This is a genomic window from Fusobacteria bacterium ZRK30 (genome assembly GCA_024628785.1).
Classification (GTDB): Bacteria; Fusobacteriota; Fusobacteriia; order Fusobacteriales; family Fusobacteriaceae; genus Psychrilyobacter.
Window position 1 is genome coordinate 850,773 of the sequence record CP102404.1, and the last position, 18,093, is coordinate 868,865.

The 18,093-nt window shown below is 32.1% G+C and carries 14 protein-coding genes; 13 read left to right on the forward strand and 1 reads right to left on the reverse strand.

The window, feature by feature from the left end:
- Positions 1 to 163 precede the first annotated feature (163 nt).
- The 8 genes from NRK67_04175 to NRK67_04210 all read left to right on the forward strand — a co-directional run bounded on the left by NRK67_04175 (position 164) and on the right by NRK67_04210 (position 12,407).
- Entirely contained in the window at positions 164 to 2,632 is a 2,469-nt protein-coding gene (locus NRK67_04175; protein ID UUV17111.1) for an AMP-binding protein, read from the forward strand.
- A gap of 390 nt (positions 2,633 to 3,022) precedes the next feature.
- A complete protein-coding gene (locus tag NRK67_04180) occupies positions 3,023 to 4,549 on the forward strand; it encodes an alanine:cation symporter family protein (protein ID UUV17112.1) in 1,527 nt (508 codons plus the stop codon).
- A gap of 90 nt (positions 4,550 to 4,639) precedes the next feature.
- Positions 4,640 to 5,227 carry a class I SAM-dependent methyltransferase gene (locus tag NRK67_04185; GenBank protein ID UUV17113.1) on the forward strand — a complete coding sequence of 196 codons (588 nt, stop codon included), beginning with the start codon at positions 4,640 to 4,642 and terminating at the stop codon, positions 5,225 to 5,227.
- Positions 5,224 to 5,889: a M48 family metallopeptidase gene (locus NRK67_04190; GenBank protein ID UUV17114.1), complete on the forward strand. Its 666-nt coding sequence runs from the start codon at positions 5,224 to 5,226 to the stop codon at positions 5,887 to 5,889. Before NRK67_04185 ends, NRK67_04190 begins: the two co-directional genes overlap by 4 nt.
- A 200-nt stretch (positions 5,890 to 6,089) precedes the next feature.
- Positions 6,090 to 6,629 carry an HNH endonuclease gene (locus NRK67_04195; protein UUV17762.1) on the forward strand — a complete coding sequence of 180 codons (540 nt, stop codon included), beginning with the start codon at positions 6,090 to 6,092 and terminating at the stop codon, positions 6,627 to 6,629.
- Positions 6,614 to 8,227, forward strand: coding sequence for a Na/Pi cotransporter family protein (locus tag NRK67_04200; protein ID UUV17115.1), 1,614 nt, complete (start codon positions 6,614 to 6,616; stop codon positions 8,225 to 8,227). The genes NRK67_04195 and NRK67_04200 overlap by 16 nt, the downstream gene beginning before the upstream one ends.
- Positions 8,228 to 8,357: 130 nt before the next feature.
- Positions 8,358 to 10,277: an amino acid permease gene (locus tag NRK67_04205; protein UUV17116.1), complete on the forward strand. Its 1,920-nt coding sequence runs from the start codon at positions 8,358 to 8,360 to the stop codon at positions 10,275 to 10,277.
- A gap of 171 nt (positions 10,278 to 10,448) precedes the next feature.
- Entirely contained in the window at positions 10,449 to 12,407 is a 1,959-nt protein-coding gene (locus NRK67_04210) for an amino acid permease (protein UUV17117.1), read from the forward strand.
- A 177-nt stretch (positions 12,408 to 12,584) separates the two neighbouring features.
- Here the strand turns inward: NRK67_04210 and NRK67_04215 are convergent, their stop codons facing one another.
- On the reverse strand, positions 12,585 to 13,826 hold the full coding sequence (locus tag NRK67_04215) for an IS256 family transposase (GenBank protein UUV17118.1): 1,242 nt from the start codon (positions 13,824 to 13,826) through the stop codon (positions 12,585 to 12,587).
- A 92-nt stretch (positions 13,827 to 13,918) separates the two neighbouring features.
- Here NRK67_04215 and NRK67_04220 point away from each other — a divergent pair, with 92 nt between their 5' ends.
- The 5 genes from NRK67_04220 (at position 13,919) to NRK67_04240 (ending at position 18,090) form a co-directional block, all read left to right on the forward strand.
- On the forward strand, positions 13,919 to 14,845 hold the full coding sequence (locus tag NRK67_04220) for a type IV secretion system protein (protein ID UUV17119.1): 927 nt from the start codon (positions 13,919 to 13,921) through the stop codon (positions 14,843 to 14,845).
- A 113-nt stretch (positions 14,846 to 14,958) separates the two neighbouring features.
- Positions 14,959 to 15,375 carry a hypothetical protein gene (locus NRK67_04225; GenBank protein ID UUV17120.1) on the forward strand — a complete coding sequence of 139 codons (417 nt, stop codon included), beginning with the start codon at positions 14,959 to 14,961 and terminating at the stop codon, positions 15,373 to 15,375.
- 39 nt (positions 15,376 to 15,414) lie between these two features.
- Entirely contained in the window at positions 15,415 to 15,909 is a 495-nt protein-coding gene (locus tag NRK67_04230; protein ID UUV17763.1) for a S26 family signal peptidase, read from the forward strand.
- A gap of 135 nt (positions 15,910 to 16,044) precedes the next feature.
- Positions 16,045 to 17,910 (forward strand): hypothetical protein, encoded by a 1,866-nt coding sequence (locus NRK67_04235; GenBank protein UUV17121.1) that lies wholly within the window; start codon positions 16,045 to 16,047, stop codon positions 17,908 to 17,910.
- 9 nt (positions 17,911 to 17,919) lie between these two features.
- Positions 17,920 to 18,090, forward strand: a complete 171-nt coding sequence (locus NRK67_04240; GenBank protein UUV17122.1) for a transcriptional regulator — start codon at positions 17,920 to 17,922, stop codon at positions 18,088 to 18,090.
- Positions 18,091 to 18,093 lie beyond the last annotated feature (3 nt).

Sequence of the window (18,093 nt, forward strand, 5' to 3'; positions counted from 1 at the left end):
TTTCCTATTAAATTAATTAAAAAATTTATATTTAATTCTATATAAATTTCCAGAAAAATAAAATAACAGCCTTATTCTTATTTTTTCTCGGGTATGTTTGTTTTACATCAATAAATATAGTATAATAAGTTAAAATGTTTATCAACAATTTAGGAGGAATATCATGAAATTTATTATTTCAAGAGACAAACCAGCCCTGATATACAAGGGAACTGAAATTACGTATAAAGAATTAGTAAGAAGAATTTTATATTATTCAGATATGTTAAAATTAGAACATCCAGAGGATAAGGTATTAGTATTTTTAGAAAACCGGCCTGAGATCGCATATGCTGTATTTTCAATCTGGGAAAAAAAAGGAATTTCCATCAATGTAGATGCTGGAAGTAGTGCTGCTGAAATCGCATATTTTTTAACCGATGCACAACCAAAGTATCTATATACCAGTAATAAAAACTTAGAAGTTGCTGCAGAAGCACTTAAAATATCCGGATTGGATATCCCTATCATCAATTTAGATGAAGTAAAAGTTCCTGAAAATTTTATAGGTAAAAAAGACTATATTGAAGCTCCTGTGGGAGATCGAACTGTCCTACTTCTTTATACTTCAGGTACTACTGGAGATCCTAAAGGAGTTATGCTTACTATGGATAACCTCCTTTCCAATATCGATAATATTGCTAAAGTTGGTTTATACCGTGAAGTTGATCGAATCTTAGCCCTTTTACCTATGCACCATGTCCTTCCACTTATGGGAAACTTGATCCTCCCTATAAAGATTGGAGGTACAGTTATTATCTTAGATGATCTCTCCTCTGCTGCCATTAAAGGTGCATTGCAGGAATATAAGATTACATTATTTATAGGAGTTCCTAGATTATGGGAGATGTTTCATAAGGGAATAATGGAAAAAATAAATGCTAACTTCATCCCTAGAACACTATTTAAAATTGTTTCTAAAACAAACAATATAGAACTTGGTAGAAAGATATTTAAAAAAGTGCAAGATGGATTTGGCGGACACATGCATATTATGGTTTCTGGAGGAGCTAAGATAGATCCACAGATCGTTAAAGATTTTAATACTCTGGGATTTAGAATGCTAGAAGGTTACGGTCTTACTGAAACATCTCCAATCCTTACATTTAACAGATATGATGATATAAGACCCGGATCTTGTGGTGGAGCACTTCCAGGAATCGAATTAAAAATAGCTGATGATGGCGAAATTATTGCCCGTGGAAAAAACGTAATGAAGGGGTATTATAACAAACCGGAAGCTACAGCAGAAGTAATAGACAAAGATGGCTGGTTCCATACAGGAGATTTAGGGGAGATAAAAGACAGTTACCTTTACATTATAGGTAGAAAAAAAGAGATGATTGTCCTTCCAAACGGGAAAAATATCAATCCGCAAGATATAGAAAACAGTATTATGAAAAAAACTAATTTAATTTCTGAATTAGCTGTTACTGAGCATAAAAGCCATCTAGTTGCAATTGTATATCCAAATTTTGCAGTTATTGAGCAGGAAGGCATAAAAAATATAAGTGAAGCTATCAAATGGAATGTTATAGATCCATATAATATCGAAGCTCCTAGCTATAGAAAAATATTAGATATCAAAATTGTGCAGGAGGAACTGCCTAAAACAAGGCTGGGGAAACTTAGAAGATTTAAATTAAAAGACCTGTTAGAGGATAAAAAAAGAGTTGTAGAAAAAATAACAGAACCAACTACAAAAGAATACTTAATATTGAAAAAATTCATAGAAAATTTAAAAGGAGTATCTTCTACACCAAAAGACCATTTTGAATTAGATCTAGGGATGGATTCATTGGATTTTGTAGAGTTATTGTCATTTGTTGGAAATACATTCAATATTATCATCATGGAGGAAGAGCTTTCTCAGTACCCTACTTTATTTGATCTGTCTAAATTTTTACATGACAAGGGAGTAGAAATTACAGAGAAGGAAAATGACTGGTCTAAAATACTAAATAAGGATATTGATGTTTTTATACCTAAATCTAGTGCAGCCTTAAAATTTGCAAAGTGTATCTTGACTCCATTTTTTAAGGGATATATTAAAATAAATAAAAGCGGTTTAGATAATATAACTAATCAGCCGGCAATCTTCATAGGAAACCATCAAAGTTTCTTAGATGGTTTTATACTCAATACAGCTATGAACAAGAAAATTTTAGAAAATACCTATTACCTAGCTATATCTAAACATTTTAACGGTTCATTGAAAAAATGGGGTGCTGACCATGGAAATATAATTCTTTTAGATTTAGATAATAACTTAAGTGAAACTTTACAAACTGCTGCTATGGTTCTTCGTCAAGGAAAAAATTTAGTTATATTCCCTGAAGGGGCTAGAAGCAGGGATGGGGAGATGGCAGAATTTAAAAAAGCCTTTGCTATACTAAGTAAAACTTTAAATATACCAGTTCAGCCATTTGTTATTGATGGTGCTTATAAATCTATGCCTATTGGAAGTAAGTTTCCAAAACCCACAAATGTTGACTTAGCATTCCTTCCGCCTCTATATCCTAAAGATTTAGAGATCGATGAAATTGTAAAAAATAGTGAAAACCTAGTTAAAAAATACCTAGAAAAGAATTAAGCTTTGATTTTTTTGAGGAAGTAAAAAAATTTAAATAATACAGCAAGATTGTTATTTAATTCACTTTGTAAGAAAGTTTTAATAAAAAGAGAAATTCCTATTAATTAGTAGGGGTTTCTCTTTTTATTTGTTATAAACCAACTCTTTTCTACAACAAAAACGTTATCCGTTCCTAACGTTTTCGACATCAAAATCAAAATATTTTTTTCACTAACTCCCAACCGGACAAATTTCGCTCTGTCCTAAAAACAAATAAAGTGTTTCTTTTCAGGTTTGACATCTTATTTGTAGGGTGCTATCCTTTAATTGTTACCAATGATAAAGACTATCGTTCCAATTATTCAGATCGAATTTCAATTATTTTAAATTGTATTTAAACGGAGGTATTTTATGGAAAGTTTTATTAATCAGTTAAATGGTATTATTTGGTCACCGCTGCTTGTCTATCTTTGTCTGGGAGCAGGACTCTTCTTCACTTTAAAGATTGGAGGAGCACAATTTTTTATGGTAAAAGAGATGATAAGATTATTATTAGGAAAAGATGTTAAGCCAGGAGAGAGATCCAAAGATTCAATAAGTGGATTTGAGGCAATGTGTATGTCGGTTTCTGGAAGGGTAGGAACAGGTAATATTGCAGGAGTTGCTACAGCTATTGCTTTAGGTGGACCGGGATCTATCTTTTGGTTATGGGTTATCTCACTTCTAGGTGCAGCTTCATCATATGTTGAATCTACATTGGGTCAATTATATAAAGAACAAATCGAAGGAGGATACAGGGGAGGTCCAGCTTACTACTTTAAAAAAGGTTTCTTAGGTGGTAAAGCTTGGTATGGTAACTTATTTGCTGTTGTAACTGTAGCCGGTATGTCACTATTTATGCCTTCTGTACAATCTAATGTAATTGCAGGATCTATGCAGACAGCTACTGGAATCCCTACATGGGTAACTGGATTAGCGATTGTTACATTATTATCGATAATTATATTTGGTGGTGCAAAAAGAATAGCGAAATTTGCCGGTGTTGTAGTTCCATTTATGGCTATAGCTTATATCATCGTAGCTCTTATAGTACTCGCTTTAAATGCTGGAGATATTGTTCCATCATTAGTATTAATCGTTAGATCTGCATTTGGTCAAGAAGAAGCCTTTGCCGGTATCGTAGGTAGTGCTGTTATGTGGGGAGTTAAAAGAGGAATTTACTCCAATGAAGCTGGTCAGGGTACCGGTCCTGCATCTGCCGCTGCTGCAGACACTTCACATCCTGCTAAACAAGGATTAATTCAAGCTTTCTCTATCTATATAGATTCTGTATTTGTATGTACTGCAACTGCATTGATGATCATCATCACTGGCGCTTACAAAGTTTTCAGCCCTACTGGAAAAGAGATCTACTCTGGATTTGGATCTTCTGCTGAGATGACTGCCTCTACAATTGGACCACTTAATACAACTGCAGCATTGGATGCTGGTATTGGTTATGGAGCATATATCGTAGCAATAGCTATCATGTTCTTTGCCTTTACAACAATATTAGCCTATTTCTGGAATGGTGACTCAGCTGCAGTCTATCTATTTGGAGATGAAGCTTCTGGTAAAAAAATTAGAAAGATATTAACTATCGTATTTTTAGGATTCACATTCTTAGGTACAATTATGTCTGGTGGTATGGCTTGGACATTGGGTGACATTGGTGTAGGAATGATGGCATGGGTTAATATAGTAGGTATTTTAGTTATGTATAAACCGACTATAATATGTCTAAAAGATTATAAAGCTAGAATGAAAAATGGAACCCAAGATGACTGGGACTTCAATCCAAATGAAATTGGAATTCAAGGAAGCTTTAAACTCTGGGATGACATAAGAATAGAAGGCAGAGATTTAGAACCAGCCGAGGTAGAATTAGAGATCTCGTAATATTAAAATTTAAAGCCATAAACAAAATCATTTGTTTATGGCTTTTTTATTGTATAATTATACTAGAAAAAATAATTAGGAGGAGTAAATATGAGTGATTTTAATGAACGTGCAAAAGATTGGGATACAGAGTCAAAAATAGAGCGTAGCAATGCAATTGCCAAATCAATAAAAAACAATATAAAATTAAAGAAAAATATGAACATTTTAGACTTTGGATGTGGTACCGGACTTCTAATTTTCCCATTAATAGAGGAAGTCGGAGCAGTCCATGGGATAGATTTGGCTTCTAATATGTTAGATATTTTAAATGAAAAAGGCAAAAATCACAAAAATTTAACCACAGAACTTACAGGAATATTTGACATCACCTCAACCTTTGACCTGATTATGAGTTCTATGGTTATGCACCATATTGAAGATATATCAAAATTAGCAAAAAAACTATATGATTCTTTAAACCCTAATGGGATGATAGCTATCGCAGATCTAATGGAAGAAGATGGTTCATTTCATGATTCATTAGATGGAATTTATGCCTTGGGATTCTCAAATGAATTTTTAGAGAAAATTTTTAAAGGTGCAGGATTTAAAGAGATAAAAATAGTTGAAAATATTTTTATTATGGAAAAAAACAATAAAAATTATCCGTTATTCTTACTTGTAGGGAAAAAATGATAAAAAAATATAAAATAGTTATTGGAAATAAAGAACGTGAACTGAGTATAATAAAGAAAAAGAAAAAAAATATCTCCCTTCAGGTAAAACCATCTATGGAGATCATCTTAAGTATTCCTATAAGAATATCCTACTCCTACGGATTAAAATTAATAGAAACAAAATCTGCATGGATAGAGGAAAAATTGGAAAAATATGCCTCTGTACTTGATAACTCAGGGATCTATTATCTGGGTAAACTCTATTCTTTGAAGAGAGAAAAATCCGAGGTTCCCATAAAAATAATGGGACAAGATATAATTTTTAATGACTCAGAAGAGTTTGATTTCCATTTAAATGAATGGTATCATCAAAAAATAAAAAGGATTTTAGAGGGATATCTCGAAAAATATACTAAACTTATGAAACTTTATCCAAAGAAAATAAAGATTAAGCCATTAAAATCTGCATGGGGAATATGCTATTCCAGCGGAACTATTACTTTTAACCTTAATCTTGTAAAAATACCACTAAATATTATTGAATATTTGGTGGTACACGAACTAGGTCACCTAAAACATCCTAACCATTCCAAGGAATATTGGGAATATATAGGCAAATATATAGAAGATCCAAAATCTCACCGTAGATGGCTGAGAAAAAATGGATATAAATTTATATAAGGGGGAAACCTTATGGGATAGATGAACTTATTAAAAGAAAAGAAGAAGTTGCATACAGAATAATCAAAGGGGATTTTAAAAGTAAGATCCCCTTTAGTATTACCGAAAAAAGAATTAATAAGATATTTAAAGTTAAGGGAAAACGATATGAAAGACATAAAATTATAGATTCAAACTTTACATATGCTGACAATCAATGGATAAAACATCTATTTGAACATCGCTGTTTTAATTGTGGGAGTAAAAAAAACCTGCAAATAGATCATCATATGCCCCTATCCCTGGGATATGGATTGAAAATAGGTGATATGTATAACGCAGTTCTCCTCTGTAAGAGGTGTAATAATCAAAAGAGCAGTCTCCTACCTACAAAGTTCTATACGCCATCCCAGCTTAAAATTTTAGAAACAGTTTATGATATTTCTACTCATAAAAACAAATATACAGACAATTATAAAAATATAGATATTGAAAATATCATAGATCTCTACGAGAAATCCCTTAAAGATAAAGCACTACTATATTTAGATTATTTGGATTATTTATGGAACCAGAAAAAAACATCTAAATACAGATTAAAAAAAGGGAATTTTTATAAGGTCTACTATACCAATGAACAAAGACTTCAAACAATCTGCGGTAAAATAAAATATAATTTTTTGTTAGGGAAACTAGATATAGACAGTCGAAAAGTACGTTTAAGAGATATTAAAGGGGTGATCTTATGGAGATGTCATTAAAGATATTATTTAATACTATCGGTGGATTAAGCATCTTCCTCTATGGGATGTTTCGAATGTCTGACAGTATACAAAAATTAGCAGGGCAAAAACTAAGAAATATCATAAATAGTATGACTTCTAATAGAATCATGGGGTTGGGAGTAGGAGCTACTATCACTGCTATTATTCAGTCTTCATCTATCACGACGGTTATGGTCGTGGGGTTTGTAAATGCAAATCTTATGACCCTGAGACAGGCTATAGGTATAATTTTAGGTGCAGATATAGGAACTACTATTACAGGATGGCTCTTAGTTTTAAAAATCGGTAAATACGGCTTACCTATAGCAGGAATCGGTATCTTTCTTTTTCTTTTTCATAGATCATCCAGGTGGAAGCAAAGGGGTAATTTGATCTTAGGAATCGGAATGATTTTCTTTGGATTAGAACTAATGAAACTTGGAATTAGACCCCTTAAAGATCTTCCGGCATTTATAGAGCTATTTAGTAAATTTGAAGCCTCCAATTTTCAAGGTGTTATTTTATCTGCTGTTATGGGAGCATTCCTTACAGCTATTTTACAATCATCTTCAGCCACTGTAGGAATAACTATGGCTATGGCAAGTCAAGGTCTTCTAAGTCCTAACAGTGCCGTAGCTCTGGTCCTAGGAGAAAATATCGGAACTACTATCACTGCTTTTCTAGCATCTCTTACTGGATCTACCAGTGCTAAAAAGGCAGCTTATGCCCATATCAGTATAAAGATAATTGGAGTTTCAATTATTATTCCACTATTTTTTTTCTATGTAAGGTTTATTGCTTCCATAGCCAGCCCAGAGGAAGATATCGTTAAATATATTGCAATTTCCCATACTTTATTTAATGTTTTCATCGCCTTATTATTTTTACCATTTACAACTAAATTAGAAAAATTACTTAATTATATTATTCCAGAAAGTCAACAAAATTTAAATTTAGAAATTGATGACGATAACCTAGCTAAAGTTCCATTTATTGTTTTAGAAAAATCTAAACTTTTAATCTCCAGGATGAACGATATATATTCACAAGCTTTTCATGATTTTGGAATACTTATCTCAAATGATTTTGAGAAGTGTGATAGATGTGTAGATGGATTGTTTAAAGCTGAACAAGAATTAGACGAGATTCAGATCATCATAACCGATTCATTGACCTCTGTTCTCAGACACAGTGATTCCAATAAATCCGTCCTAGAAGTAAGATACCATTTAGAGTTAGCAGATTTTTATGAATCTTTAGGAGATTATGAAGCTAGTTTAGCCAAACAATACCTGCAATTAAAAAGAGATGACCTGCATTTTCATCCTCACAGAAAAAAAGCTATTTTAAAGATTCACTCTTTGATAAATAAACTAAATTCTGAATTTTCTGATCTATTAAAATATCCAGATAACAATAAAATAAAAGACCTTATTAAAAGGTCTGAACATATTAATCAAACCCTGCAGTTTAATAAAAAAAAGGAAAATACCATGGAAATTCATATTTATTTTAGAATAATGGAGAAATTAAGAAGGATAAACAGACATCTGCTATTTATAATGAGATCCGTTGAAAAATATAACAATCTTTAAAATTAATTGCGGCTCTTCTATCTAAGAACAACTTTATAATTATCAGTTAAATTTTACCAATAGCTTCGTTTGGAATAACGTAAAAATGGAGTATACTCAGATTATTAAATAAAAAAAACGAGGTGATATTGTGGAACTAAAAAAAGAACTTGGATACATGGATGTATTTAGTATTTCATCTGGAGCGATGATAAGTTCAGGAATATTTATATTGCCTGGAATAGCCTTTAGTAAGGCAGGGCCAATGATGATTTTTGGTTATATATTAGGTGGTTTAATTGCTTTTACAGGAATATTATCTATTATTGAACTTACCACTGCTATGCCAAAAGCCGGCGGGGATTATTTTTTTATTGTGAGAACCTTGGGCCCTCTCATAGGTACCATATCTGGAGTCCTCAGCTGGTTTGCAATCTGCTTGAAAACCGCTTTTGCAATCTTTGGTATAGCAGGAGTTATCGGCGGAGTTATCTATGGAAGTAACCTGGATCACCAGACTCTGGTTTTTATATCGGCTATTGTTACCTCTATTTTTTTATTCTTAAATATTATAGGAGTAGAAATCGCCAGTACCTTTGAGGTTATTTTAGTTGCAGGCTTACTCCTATTAATGGGACTCTTTATAGCCGTTGGAATGTTTAATATCAATATTGATTTTTTTACTCCTTTTATTCAAATATATGATTTAGTAGACAATAAGTTGGAATTAGTTACCAGCGGAGGACCTTTTTCATCTCTAGGAGCAGGAGTTATAATATCTACAGCAGCTTTTATCTTTGTTTCCTTTGGTGGACTTTTGAAGGTTGCTTCTATCTCTGAAGAGGTAAAAAATCCTAAAGTTAATATTCCCAAAGGGATGATCTCCTCAATTACAGTCATAACTGTAGTTTATGCAGCTACATTATTTGTTACAGTAGGGGTATTGCCAGGTGATCAATTAGCCAATTCACTGACTCCTATTGCCGATGCCGCCCGAATATTAGCTGGAAAGCCAGGATATATAGTCCTCACTATAGCATCTCTTTTAGCTTTCATCTCTACAGCAAATGCAGGGATCATGGCAGCGTCTAGATACCCACTGGCACTGAGCCGGGATAAATTATTTCCTTCATTTGTAGGGAGGGTTAATAAAAAATTTAAAACTCCTACAGTGGCTATTATATCAACTGGTATACTCATAGTTGAATCTTTATTATTACCATTAGAAACACTGGCTAAAACAGCATCAGCCGTTATATTAATGACATATATTCTTACTAATTTATCGGTGATTATAATCAGAGAAAGTAATTTATCAAATTACAGGCCTTCCTTTATAACGCCTCTATATCCATGGATTCAGATATTTACCATATTTGTCTTCACATATTTTATATCCCAGCTGGGAGTATCAGCTATAGAGTCTAGTATCGGTCTTATCCTTGTAAGTTTAATTATCTACTTTACCTATGGAAAGAAAAATTCCAGTAAGGAATATGCATTGTTACACCTTTTAATAAGAATTACCGATAACCTTAAACTAGGACATAACTTAGAGAGCGAACTCCGGGATATTATTCATCAGAGAGATGATGTGGAACTTACAGAATTTGACAAGATAGTTATGGAGGCTCCTATTGTAGATCTAAAAAAATTTACTAGTTTAGAAGAATTAATTATGCTGGAAGCTGAAAAATTTTCTACTATCTTAGGGAAAAATCATTTGGAATTAGAAAACCTTTTCTTTGAAAGAGAAAATGAAATAACCACTGCCATATCTGGATTTACAGCTATTCCACACATTGTTATAGAGGATATAGACACATTCCATATGGCTGTATTCAGATGTAGAGATGGAATTAAATTCAGTGAAGAACATCCAGAGATAAAAGCGGTGTTTTTATTTGTCAGCAGTCCTAAATTAAATAAATTACACCTTCAGACTCTGGCATCTATAGCAACATTAATTAAAGATGAGAAATTCCAGGAAAAATGGTTGGAGGCTAAAGACGAGAATTATTTAAGGGATCTAATTTTACTTAGAAAAAGAAAAAAGAAAAAAAGAAAATAAATATTTTTAGAGAAAACGTCACTAATTTTCTGTGATGTTTTTTTTATTTAGAATAACTTTATAACTCTTAGTTTTCCATTAATATATTAGTTTTTTCTTAACAATTAAGTTTGAAATGTTACAAAAATAGAGTATACTTAGATTATTAAAATATATTAATGGGGTGATATTATGGAACTAAAAAAGGAACTTGGATTTATGGATGTGTTTAGCATTTCATCTGGAGCAATGATAAGTTCAGGAATATTTATATTACCTGGAATAGCCTTTAGTAAGGCAGGTCCAATGATGATTTTAGGTTATATTTTAGGCGGATTAATTGTACTTGTAGGCACACTGTCAGTTATTGAACTGATCACTGCAATGCCAAAAGCCGGTGGAGATTACTTTTTTATAATGAGAACCCTCGGCCCTCTTATAGGAACTATTTCCGGAGTGCTTAGCTGGTTTGCAATCTGCTTAAAAACTGCTTTTGCAATCTTTGGTATAGCTGGGGTTATTGGTGGAATATTATATGGAGACACCATGAATCATCAAACATTGATCATCATCTCCTCTTTAGTCACTACAGTATTTTTGATATTAAATATCGTAGGAGTTGAAGCAGCAAGTAAGTTTGAAACTATTATAGTGGCAGGATTACTACTGCTAATGGGAATTTTTATAGTTGTTGGGTTCTTCAATGTCAACCTGGCAAATTTTAATCCCTTTGTCCAAATTTACGAAGTGGTAAACGACAAATTAGCGTTAGTGAGTTCAGGTTCACCTTTTACTGCTTTAGGTGCAGGTCTTATAGTATCTAGTGCTGCCCTTATTTTTGTATCTTTTGGAGGATTATTAACTGTAGCGTGTGTCTCCGAAGAGGTAAAAAATCCTAAGAAAAATATTCCTAAGGGATTAATCTCTTCCATAATTGTAATAATATTTGTATATGCTGCTACACTATTCGTTACTGTAGGAGTATTATCAGGAGATCAGTTAGCCAATTCACTGACTCCTATTGCTGATGCTGCAAGGGTCTTAGCAGGAAATCCAGGATATATTATTATTACAGTAGCTTCCCTCTTGGCCTTTATTTCAACAGCAAATGCTGGGATCATGGCAGCGTCTAGATATCCACTGGCACTGAGCCGGGACAAATTATTTCCTTCATTTGTAGGAGGAGTTAATAAAAGATTTAAAACTCCTACAGTGGCTATTATATCTACAGGATTACTTATGGTCGGATCATTATTATTACCATTAGAAACATTGGCAAAAACAGCATCAGCAGTAATATTAACGACATATGTCCTTACTAATCTGTCGGTAATTATTATCAGGGAAAGTAATTTAGAAAATTACAGACCATCTTTTATAGCCCCTCTATATCCATGGGTTCAGATATTTACTATATTTGTATTTATATCTTTTATAGCTCAATTGGGAGTCGCTGCCATAGAGTCTAGTATCGGTCTTATTTTTATAAGTTTAGTTATCTATTTTATCTATGGAAAGAAAAATTCCAATAAGGAATATGCTCTACTACACCTTTTAATCAGGATTACCGATAACCTCAAATTAGGTCATAGCTTAGAGAGTGAGCTCCGGGATATTATTCATCAAAGAGATGACGTTGAACTCACAGAATTTGATAAGATAGTTATGGATGCTCCCATTGTAGACCTAAAAGGTTTTACTAGTTTAGAAGAATTAATTAAGCTAGAAGCTGAAAAGTTCTCTACCATCTTAGGAAAAGACAGTTTGGAATTAGAGAACCTTTTCTTTGAAAGGGAAAATGATATAACTACTGCTATCTCCGGTTTTACAGCTATTCCACATATTGTTATAGAAGATATAGATACATTCCATATGGCTGTATTCAGATGCAGAGACGGAATTCAATTCAGTGAAAAACACCCTGAAATAAAAGCTGTATTTTTATTTGTCAGCAGTCCTAAATTAAATAAATTACATCTACAGACTCTGGCATCTATAGCATCATTAATTAAAGATGATAATTTCCAGGAAAAATGGATGGAAGCTAAAAATGAAAATTATTTAAGGGATTTAATTTTACTCAGAAAAAGAAAAAAGAAAAAAATAAGTAAAAGTGAGAGTTCTCAAAAAAGTCTGCAAATGGAAAAATAGGGGCTGTTGCAAGTTTTGTGTAAACTCTAAAAATCAATGTAAAATTTCTATAAAATGGAGAGGTATAATTACTTTAATTATTACTTCTCCTTTTTAATATATTAGAACTTTAATTTTTGTATGTCAAGATTAGAGCCTAAAATTAGCCTCTTTGAAAAGGTATATTTTAGATTGCACTTACTTTAATCGTTCTTCAAAAAATATTTGCAATTGGGAGTGAATTATACCCCAATTTCTTCGGCGCCCAGTCCAGTTCTGTGTGATATCCATTGTAATAAGATAAAGGAGCTTGAATAGACTATCATCTGAAGGAAAAACAGATCTACTTTTACTTGGTTTTCTTAACTGTCTATTAAATCCCTCTATTGTATTAGTTGTATAAATTAGAGTCCTGATTTCTTGTGGATATTTAAAATATGTAGATAAGTTGGCCCAATTAGACTTCCAGGAAATAGCTATTTGTGGATATTTCTTCTTCCATTTTTCTTCAAAATTATCTAATTCAAATAGAGCAATATCTTCTGTATTAGCTTTATAAACTTTTTTTAGGTCTATCATCAGCTCTTTAATGTCTTTGTAGGATACATATCTAGTCGTATTTCTAATTTGATGGATTATACACTGTTGTATTTCTGTATCAGGATAAACTGCTAAGATAGCATTAGAAAAGCCTGTCAATCCATCAACACATACGATGAGAATATCATTTAAACCCCGATTTTTTAATTCATTCATTTTTAGCAGCCAGAATTTAGCACTTTCATTTTCACCAACCCACATTCCTAATACTTCTTTCATACCATCCATATTAATTCCAATGGCTATGTAGACCGCCTTTTTAACTATGCGCCCTTCGCTACGAACATTGTAATGGATAGCGTCCATAAATACTACAGCATATCTTTCTTCTAGAGGTCTATCTTGCCATTCTTTGGCAACAGGAAGTATTTTATCAGTAATTCTACTGATAGAGCTTTCAGAGACATCAAAATCATACATATCAGCAACATGGTACTTGATATCGCTAAGAGTCATCCCTTTAGCGAATAAAGATGTAACTTTTCTCTCAAACTCTTGAGTTATTGAATTTTGATTTTTTTTAATAATTTGTGGCTCAAATTCATTATCTCTATCTCTAGGAACAGAGATATCAATTATTCCAGAACTGCCCTTTAAAGATTTTTTAGAATAACCATTTCTAGAGTTATCTGTAAGTTTATTTCTATAGTCATATTTACTATAGCCAAGTTGTTCCTCTAATTCTCCTTCTAAAGCATTTTCTAGCATTTGACCCATCATCTCTCTGGCTAATGCGCCAAGATCTAAACTGTCATAACTGGGTAATTTTTTTAGATAATCCTTAATTAATTCTTTTCGCGCAAGTTCATCAGGTGATAGATCTTTGTCTCTTTTTCTCATGAAAAAAACCTCCGTTTTAGTGTGATTTTATTCTACACCAATTTGGAGGTTTACACAAAATATGAGACAGACCCAATTTACAACCCTATGCATTGGGACTTTTAGCAACTTTAGTTACGTTAGATCTAGGGTTATTAGCTTTTCAACTAGGTGAAATAGATGTCATAAAGACATTATGCAAAAAAACTTTTAAATATGGGATGATCACATACTTTATAACTGATTATTCTAGTTTAGTGAATGTTCTTATTGATTCATTTATTAAAATAGGAGAAGTTGCTTTAGGTGGAAAATCAGGTATCGAGTTCTTTAGAAGTCCCACTAAAATAATTGATATAGGAGTAAATCTAACTGCGGATATATTAGATAAAGTTCGAGATATGGGGATAACAAAATTAGGAGATATAGTAGTTAGTTATTTTTATATAGCTGTTATTTTAGTTGTTATATTTTTTATGGCTCTTTCAATATTTATAGCATGGATGGAGTTTTTTGCAATAGTGGGAATAGGAGTTATCTTTTTACCTTTTGCAGTATTAAATAAAACGGCATTTTTAGCAGAAAAAGTATTTTCTTTAGTATTGAATTTATCAATAAAATTAATGGTTTTATCACTGATTTTAAATCTATCGGTTGATTTTCTAACTTCTTTCACTACACAGGAGGCAGTACTGAATGCGCATCAGGATAGTATCTATAAGGTTTCATCTTTAGGGACCTTGATGTTCTTAATGCTTAAATGTCCTAGCCTTGTGGCTAGTTTATTATCTGGTTCACCTAACCTGAGTGGGAATGATGTTGCCACACTAGGAGGAGCTACAGGAAAATCTATTATTAGTAATACGAGAGAAGGAATACAAAAAGCTGGCAATTTTAAAGAAGGATTAAAAGGAAATGCTTCTTCTAGAACATCTATGTCTAATTTAGCAGGAAGAGGGGCTAATATTATGGGAAAAGGCGGAATGGGATTAGGAAGAGCAGGTGTTAGTTTAGGTAAAAAGTTTACAGGGAAAAAATAAAAACCTATAGCATAAATTAAAACAAAAATAAAGCACCTTAGTGAGGGCTAGATCTGTGTTTAATTTAGTAAAATATGTAGTTAGCTAGGAAAAAATAATGAAGGAGGAAATAAATGAAAAAAATATTGTTAGTATTAGGATTAGTAGGGATCTTAATAGGATGTGGAATGAAAACATATTCACCAGAGGAAAAGAGAGAGTTAATATTAAAAAGCTACTCAGATGATAAAGCTACAAGAGAAGCAGCAGCAGAAAAATATTATGAGATACTTAGGGAATTATCTAAATTAGAAAGCGATGGCAATGAAAAGGCTCACGATGAGTATAAGGAATGGAGATCAACACTTGAAAAAGTATCTAGAGAAGTCAGAATAAAAAGAAGGGCAATTTCAAAAGTAAACTTTAGGAAAGAATATAATGACATTACTGAAGAAGAATATAAAAAAGAATTAATAGAGGCAACAAAAGATCCGGAAGCTTATTTAGACAGAATAGAGAAAGAAAAAACGACTTTTCCACATTTTAAATAGGAGGGGGTCAAAATTAAGAAGAAGTTTATTATTATATTCATCCTAGGAGTGATTTTGTTATCTAGATTTTTTACGTATAACATTAGTGATTCTATGCCAAAAGGCTTTTATTTCCTTTCACCAAAGGTTGAAAATATAAAAAAAGAAGATATTGTAGTAATACCTATTGATAGGTTAGATAAAGAGATCCAAAACATGATGTATGATAGAGGTTATTTACCTAGATTTACTAAATATCTTATTAAAGAGGTTAAAGGAACGTATAATGACGATGTTTACCTAAAAGCAGATGAACTTCATATATCAGGAGAACGATTTAAAGTACAAACACACGATACATTAAAAAGACCTCTTCCGGTATTAAACAATGATGATTTTACTCTAAAGGAAGATGAGTTTCTAACTTTAGGAGTCAAAAAAAACTCTTTTGATTCTAGATATTTTGGGAAAATTAAAAAGGATCAAATTAAATATATGGCTAAGAAAGTAAATAACAAATATTTTAAAATTAAGGCTAATAAAGATAGTCATTGATTAGAGTAATGCTCTAAATAAATTTTAAAATTATATTAGGTTAGTGAGCAAGAGCTCAAGGTCTGTTAGAAAAAGTAATCGTTGGTTACTTTCTTTAACAGACCTTTTATTTTACTAATAAATTAGGGAGGCAGCATGAAAAAAAGAATAGCAATTCTTGCGCTAATAGCTATATCAAACTTAGCTAATGCACAATTAAATGAAAATCAAAATGAATTTATTAAAGTAAATCAGAACAACTTATTAAATGATGAGGAAAGATTTCAAGAAAATAAAATATTAGTGTTTGGGAATTTTAATTTCTACAATAAAAATAGTAGACACTCTAACAATTTTAAAAGAAAGGGTTCCGTAAAACCTCCAATAACACCAGAAGTAGATCTATCAAGGCCAATAGAGGATTATGAACCGCTAAGACCAGAAAAAGATCCATCAAGGCCAATAGAGGATTATGAGCCACTAAGACCAGAAAGAGATCCTTTAAGACCGATAGAAGACTTTGAACCGATAACACCAGAAAGAGATCCACTAAGACCGATAGAAGATTTTGAACCGATAACACCAGAAATTCCAGTAATACCAATAATGATTTGGGAAGATGGAAAAGAGATTAGAGGAACTTCATATACTTTAACTCATGATATTACAACAACTGAAAGAAATGATGGGTTAAAAACTAAAGGTGGAGAAATTATAAATGAGGCAACTATTACAATGGGGAATGAATTTTCTTTTGGAATGACTGTTGAAGATGGCGGTTCAGGTGTGAACAACGGAACTATTAATGCTTCTAATGGGGTTAAAGCTTCAGAAGGAGGGACACTTATTAATAATGGATTAATTTCTTTAACAGAAGTAAATACTTCTAAAAGTGGGATGCAAGCTTATACTTTAGGAGAGGTTATTAATGAAGAATCTGGAAATATAGCAATAAATGCTAATGGTGGAACTTGGAGCTATGGTATACGGACTTTTGAGAACACATCTGCAATAAATAAAGGAAATATTACTGTAAATGGTGATTATGGGAAAGGAATGCATGCAAAGAATAAAGGAAATATAGTTAATAAAAAAGTTATAAATATAGATAATGATGGTGATGGGATGATCGCCAATTATGAGAGTACAGCAATAAATAAAGGAACAATTAATATAAATGGTGATTATGGAATTGGTATCGAAGTTACAAAGGGAGCAACAGGAATAAATGATGATTTGGGGATAATTAACCTTAATGCTAATAATGGAATAGGAATTAAAGTTGATGGAGTAGGTAGTTCATACGTTAATAATGGTGATATAAATATTGCTTCTGAAACTACAGGAAACCAAGAGATTGTTTTATCTGGTGGAGCGACTTTTTCAAATTCAGGGTCTATAGTTGCTGATGGAGAGTTTAACACTAATCAAATGGGGAATGGTCAATTTATTATGTCAGATGGAGGAAGCCTGGAAGCAGATAAAATAAAGGGTGATATCTATGCTAGTGGAGCTTTAGCAATGGGCGGATATGATGATATTTACAGTACATATAAGATGTTGAAGACAACTAATTTAGAAGGTGACATAATCTCTAATTCTGCTATGTTTGATGCTCATTTTACTGAAAATAAAGGTGAAAATGGTTTTTATGATGTTGTCCTGGATAGAAAAGATTTTAACACTATAGTTAGTAATGATCAATTGGGTGAAATTTTAGAAAATAACTATGAAGATAATGGAGATAAATTTAAAGAGGATTACTATGATGCTCTAAAACTAGTGACAACAGAAAAAGGCTTGAATAAAGCTGCTAAAGATAGTTATGGGATGTCTTACTACCCAACATTAGCTAAGCAGACTTTCGAAATAATAAACGATAGTAATCAAGTAATAGTTAATAATGTTATAGATAATGTGAAGTATAGAGAAGTAGATGAAACTATAGCACCAGGGGATAAAAGAGTTGTCAAAGATAAAGAGAAGGGGTGGGGAAATAAAGATAATTTAAAATTAATTTAGGAGGTAGAGATGAAGGATTTCTATAGAAAAGAAGATTTAATGAAGATTTTAGATATATCGGAAAATACAGCATATAAGATAATAAGAGAGTTAAATGCAGAGCTAAAAGAGCAGGGGTATAAAACTATATGTGGCAGGTTACATAGAAAATACTTTGATAAACGTTATAGGATTAATTAAATT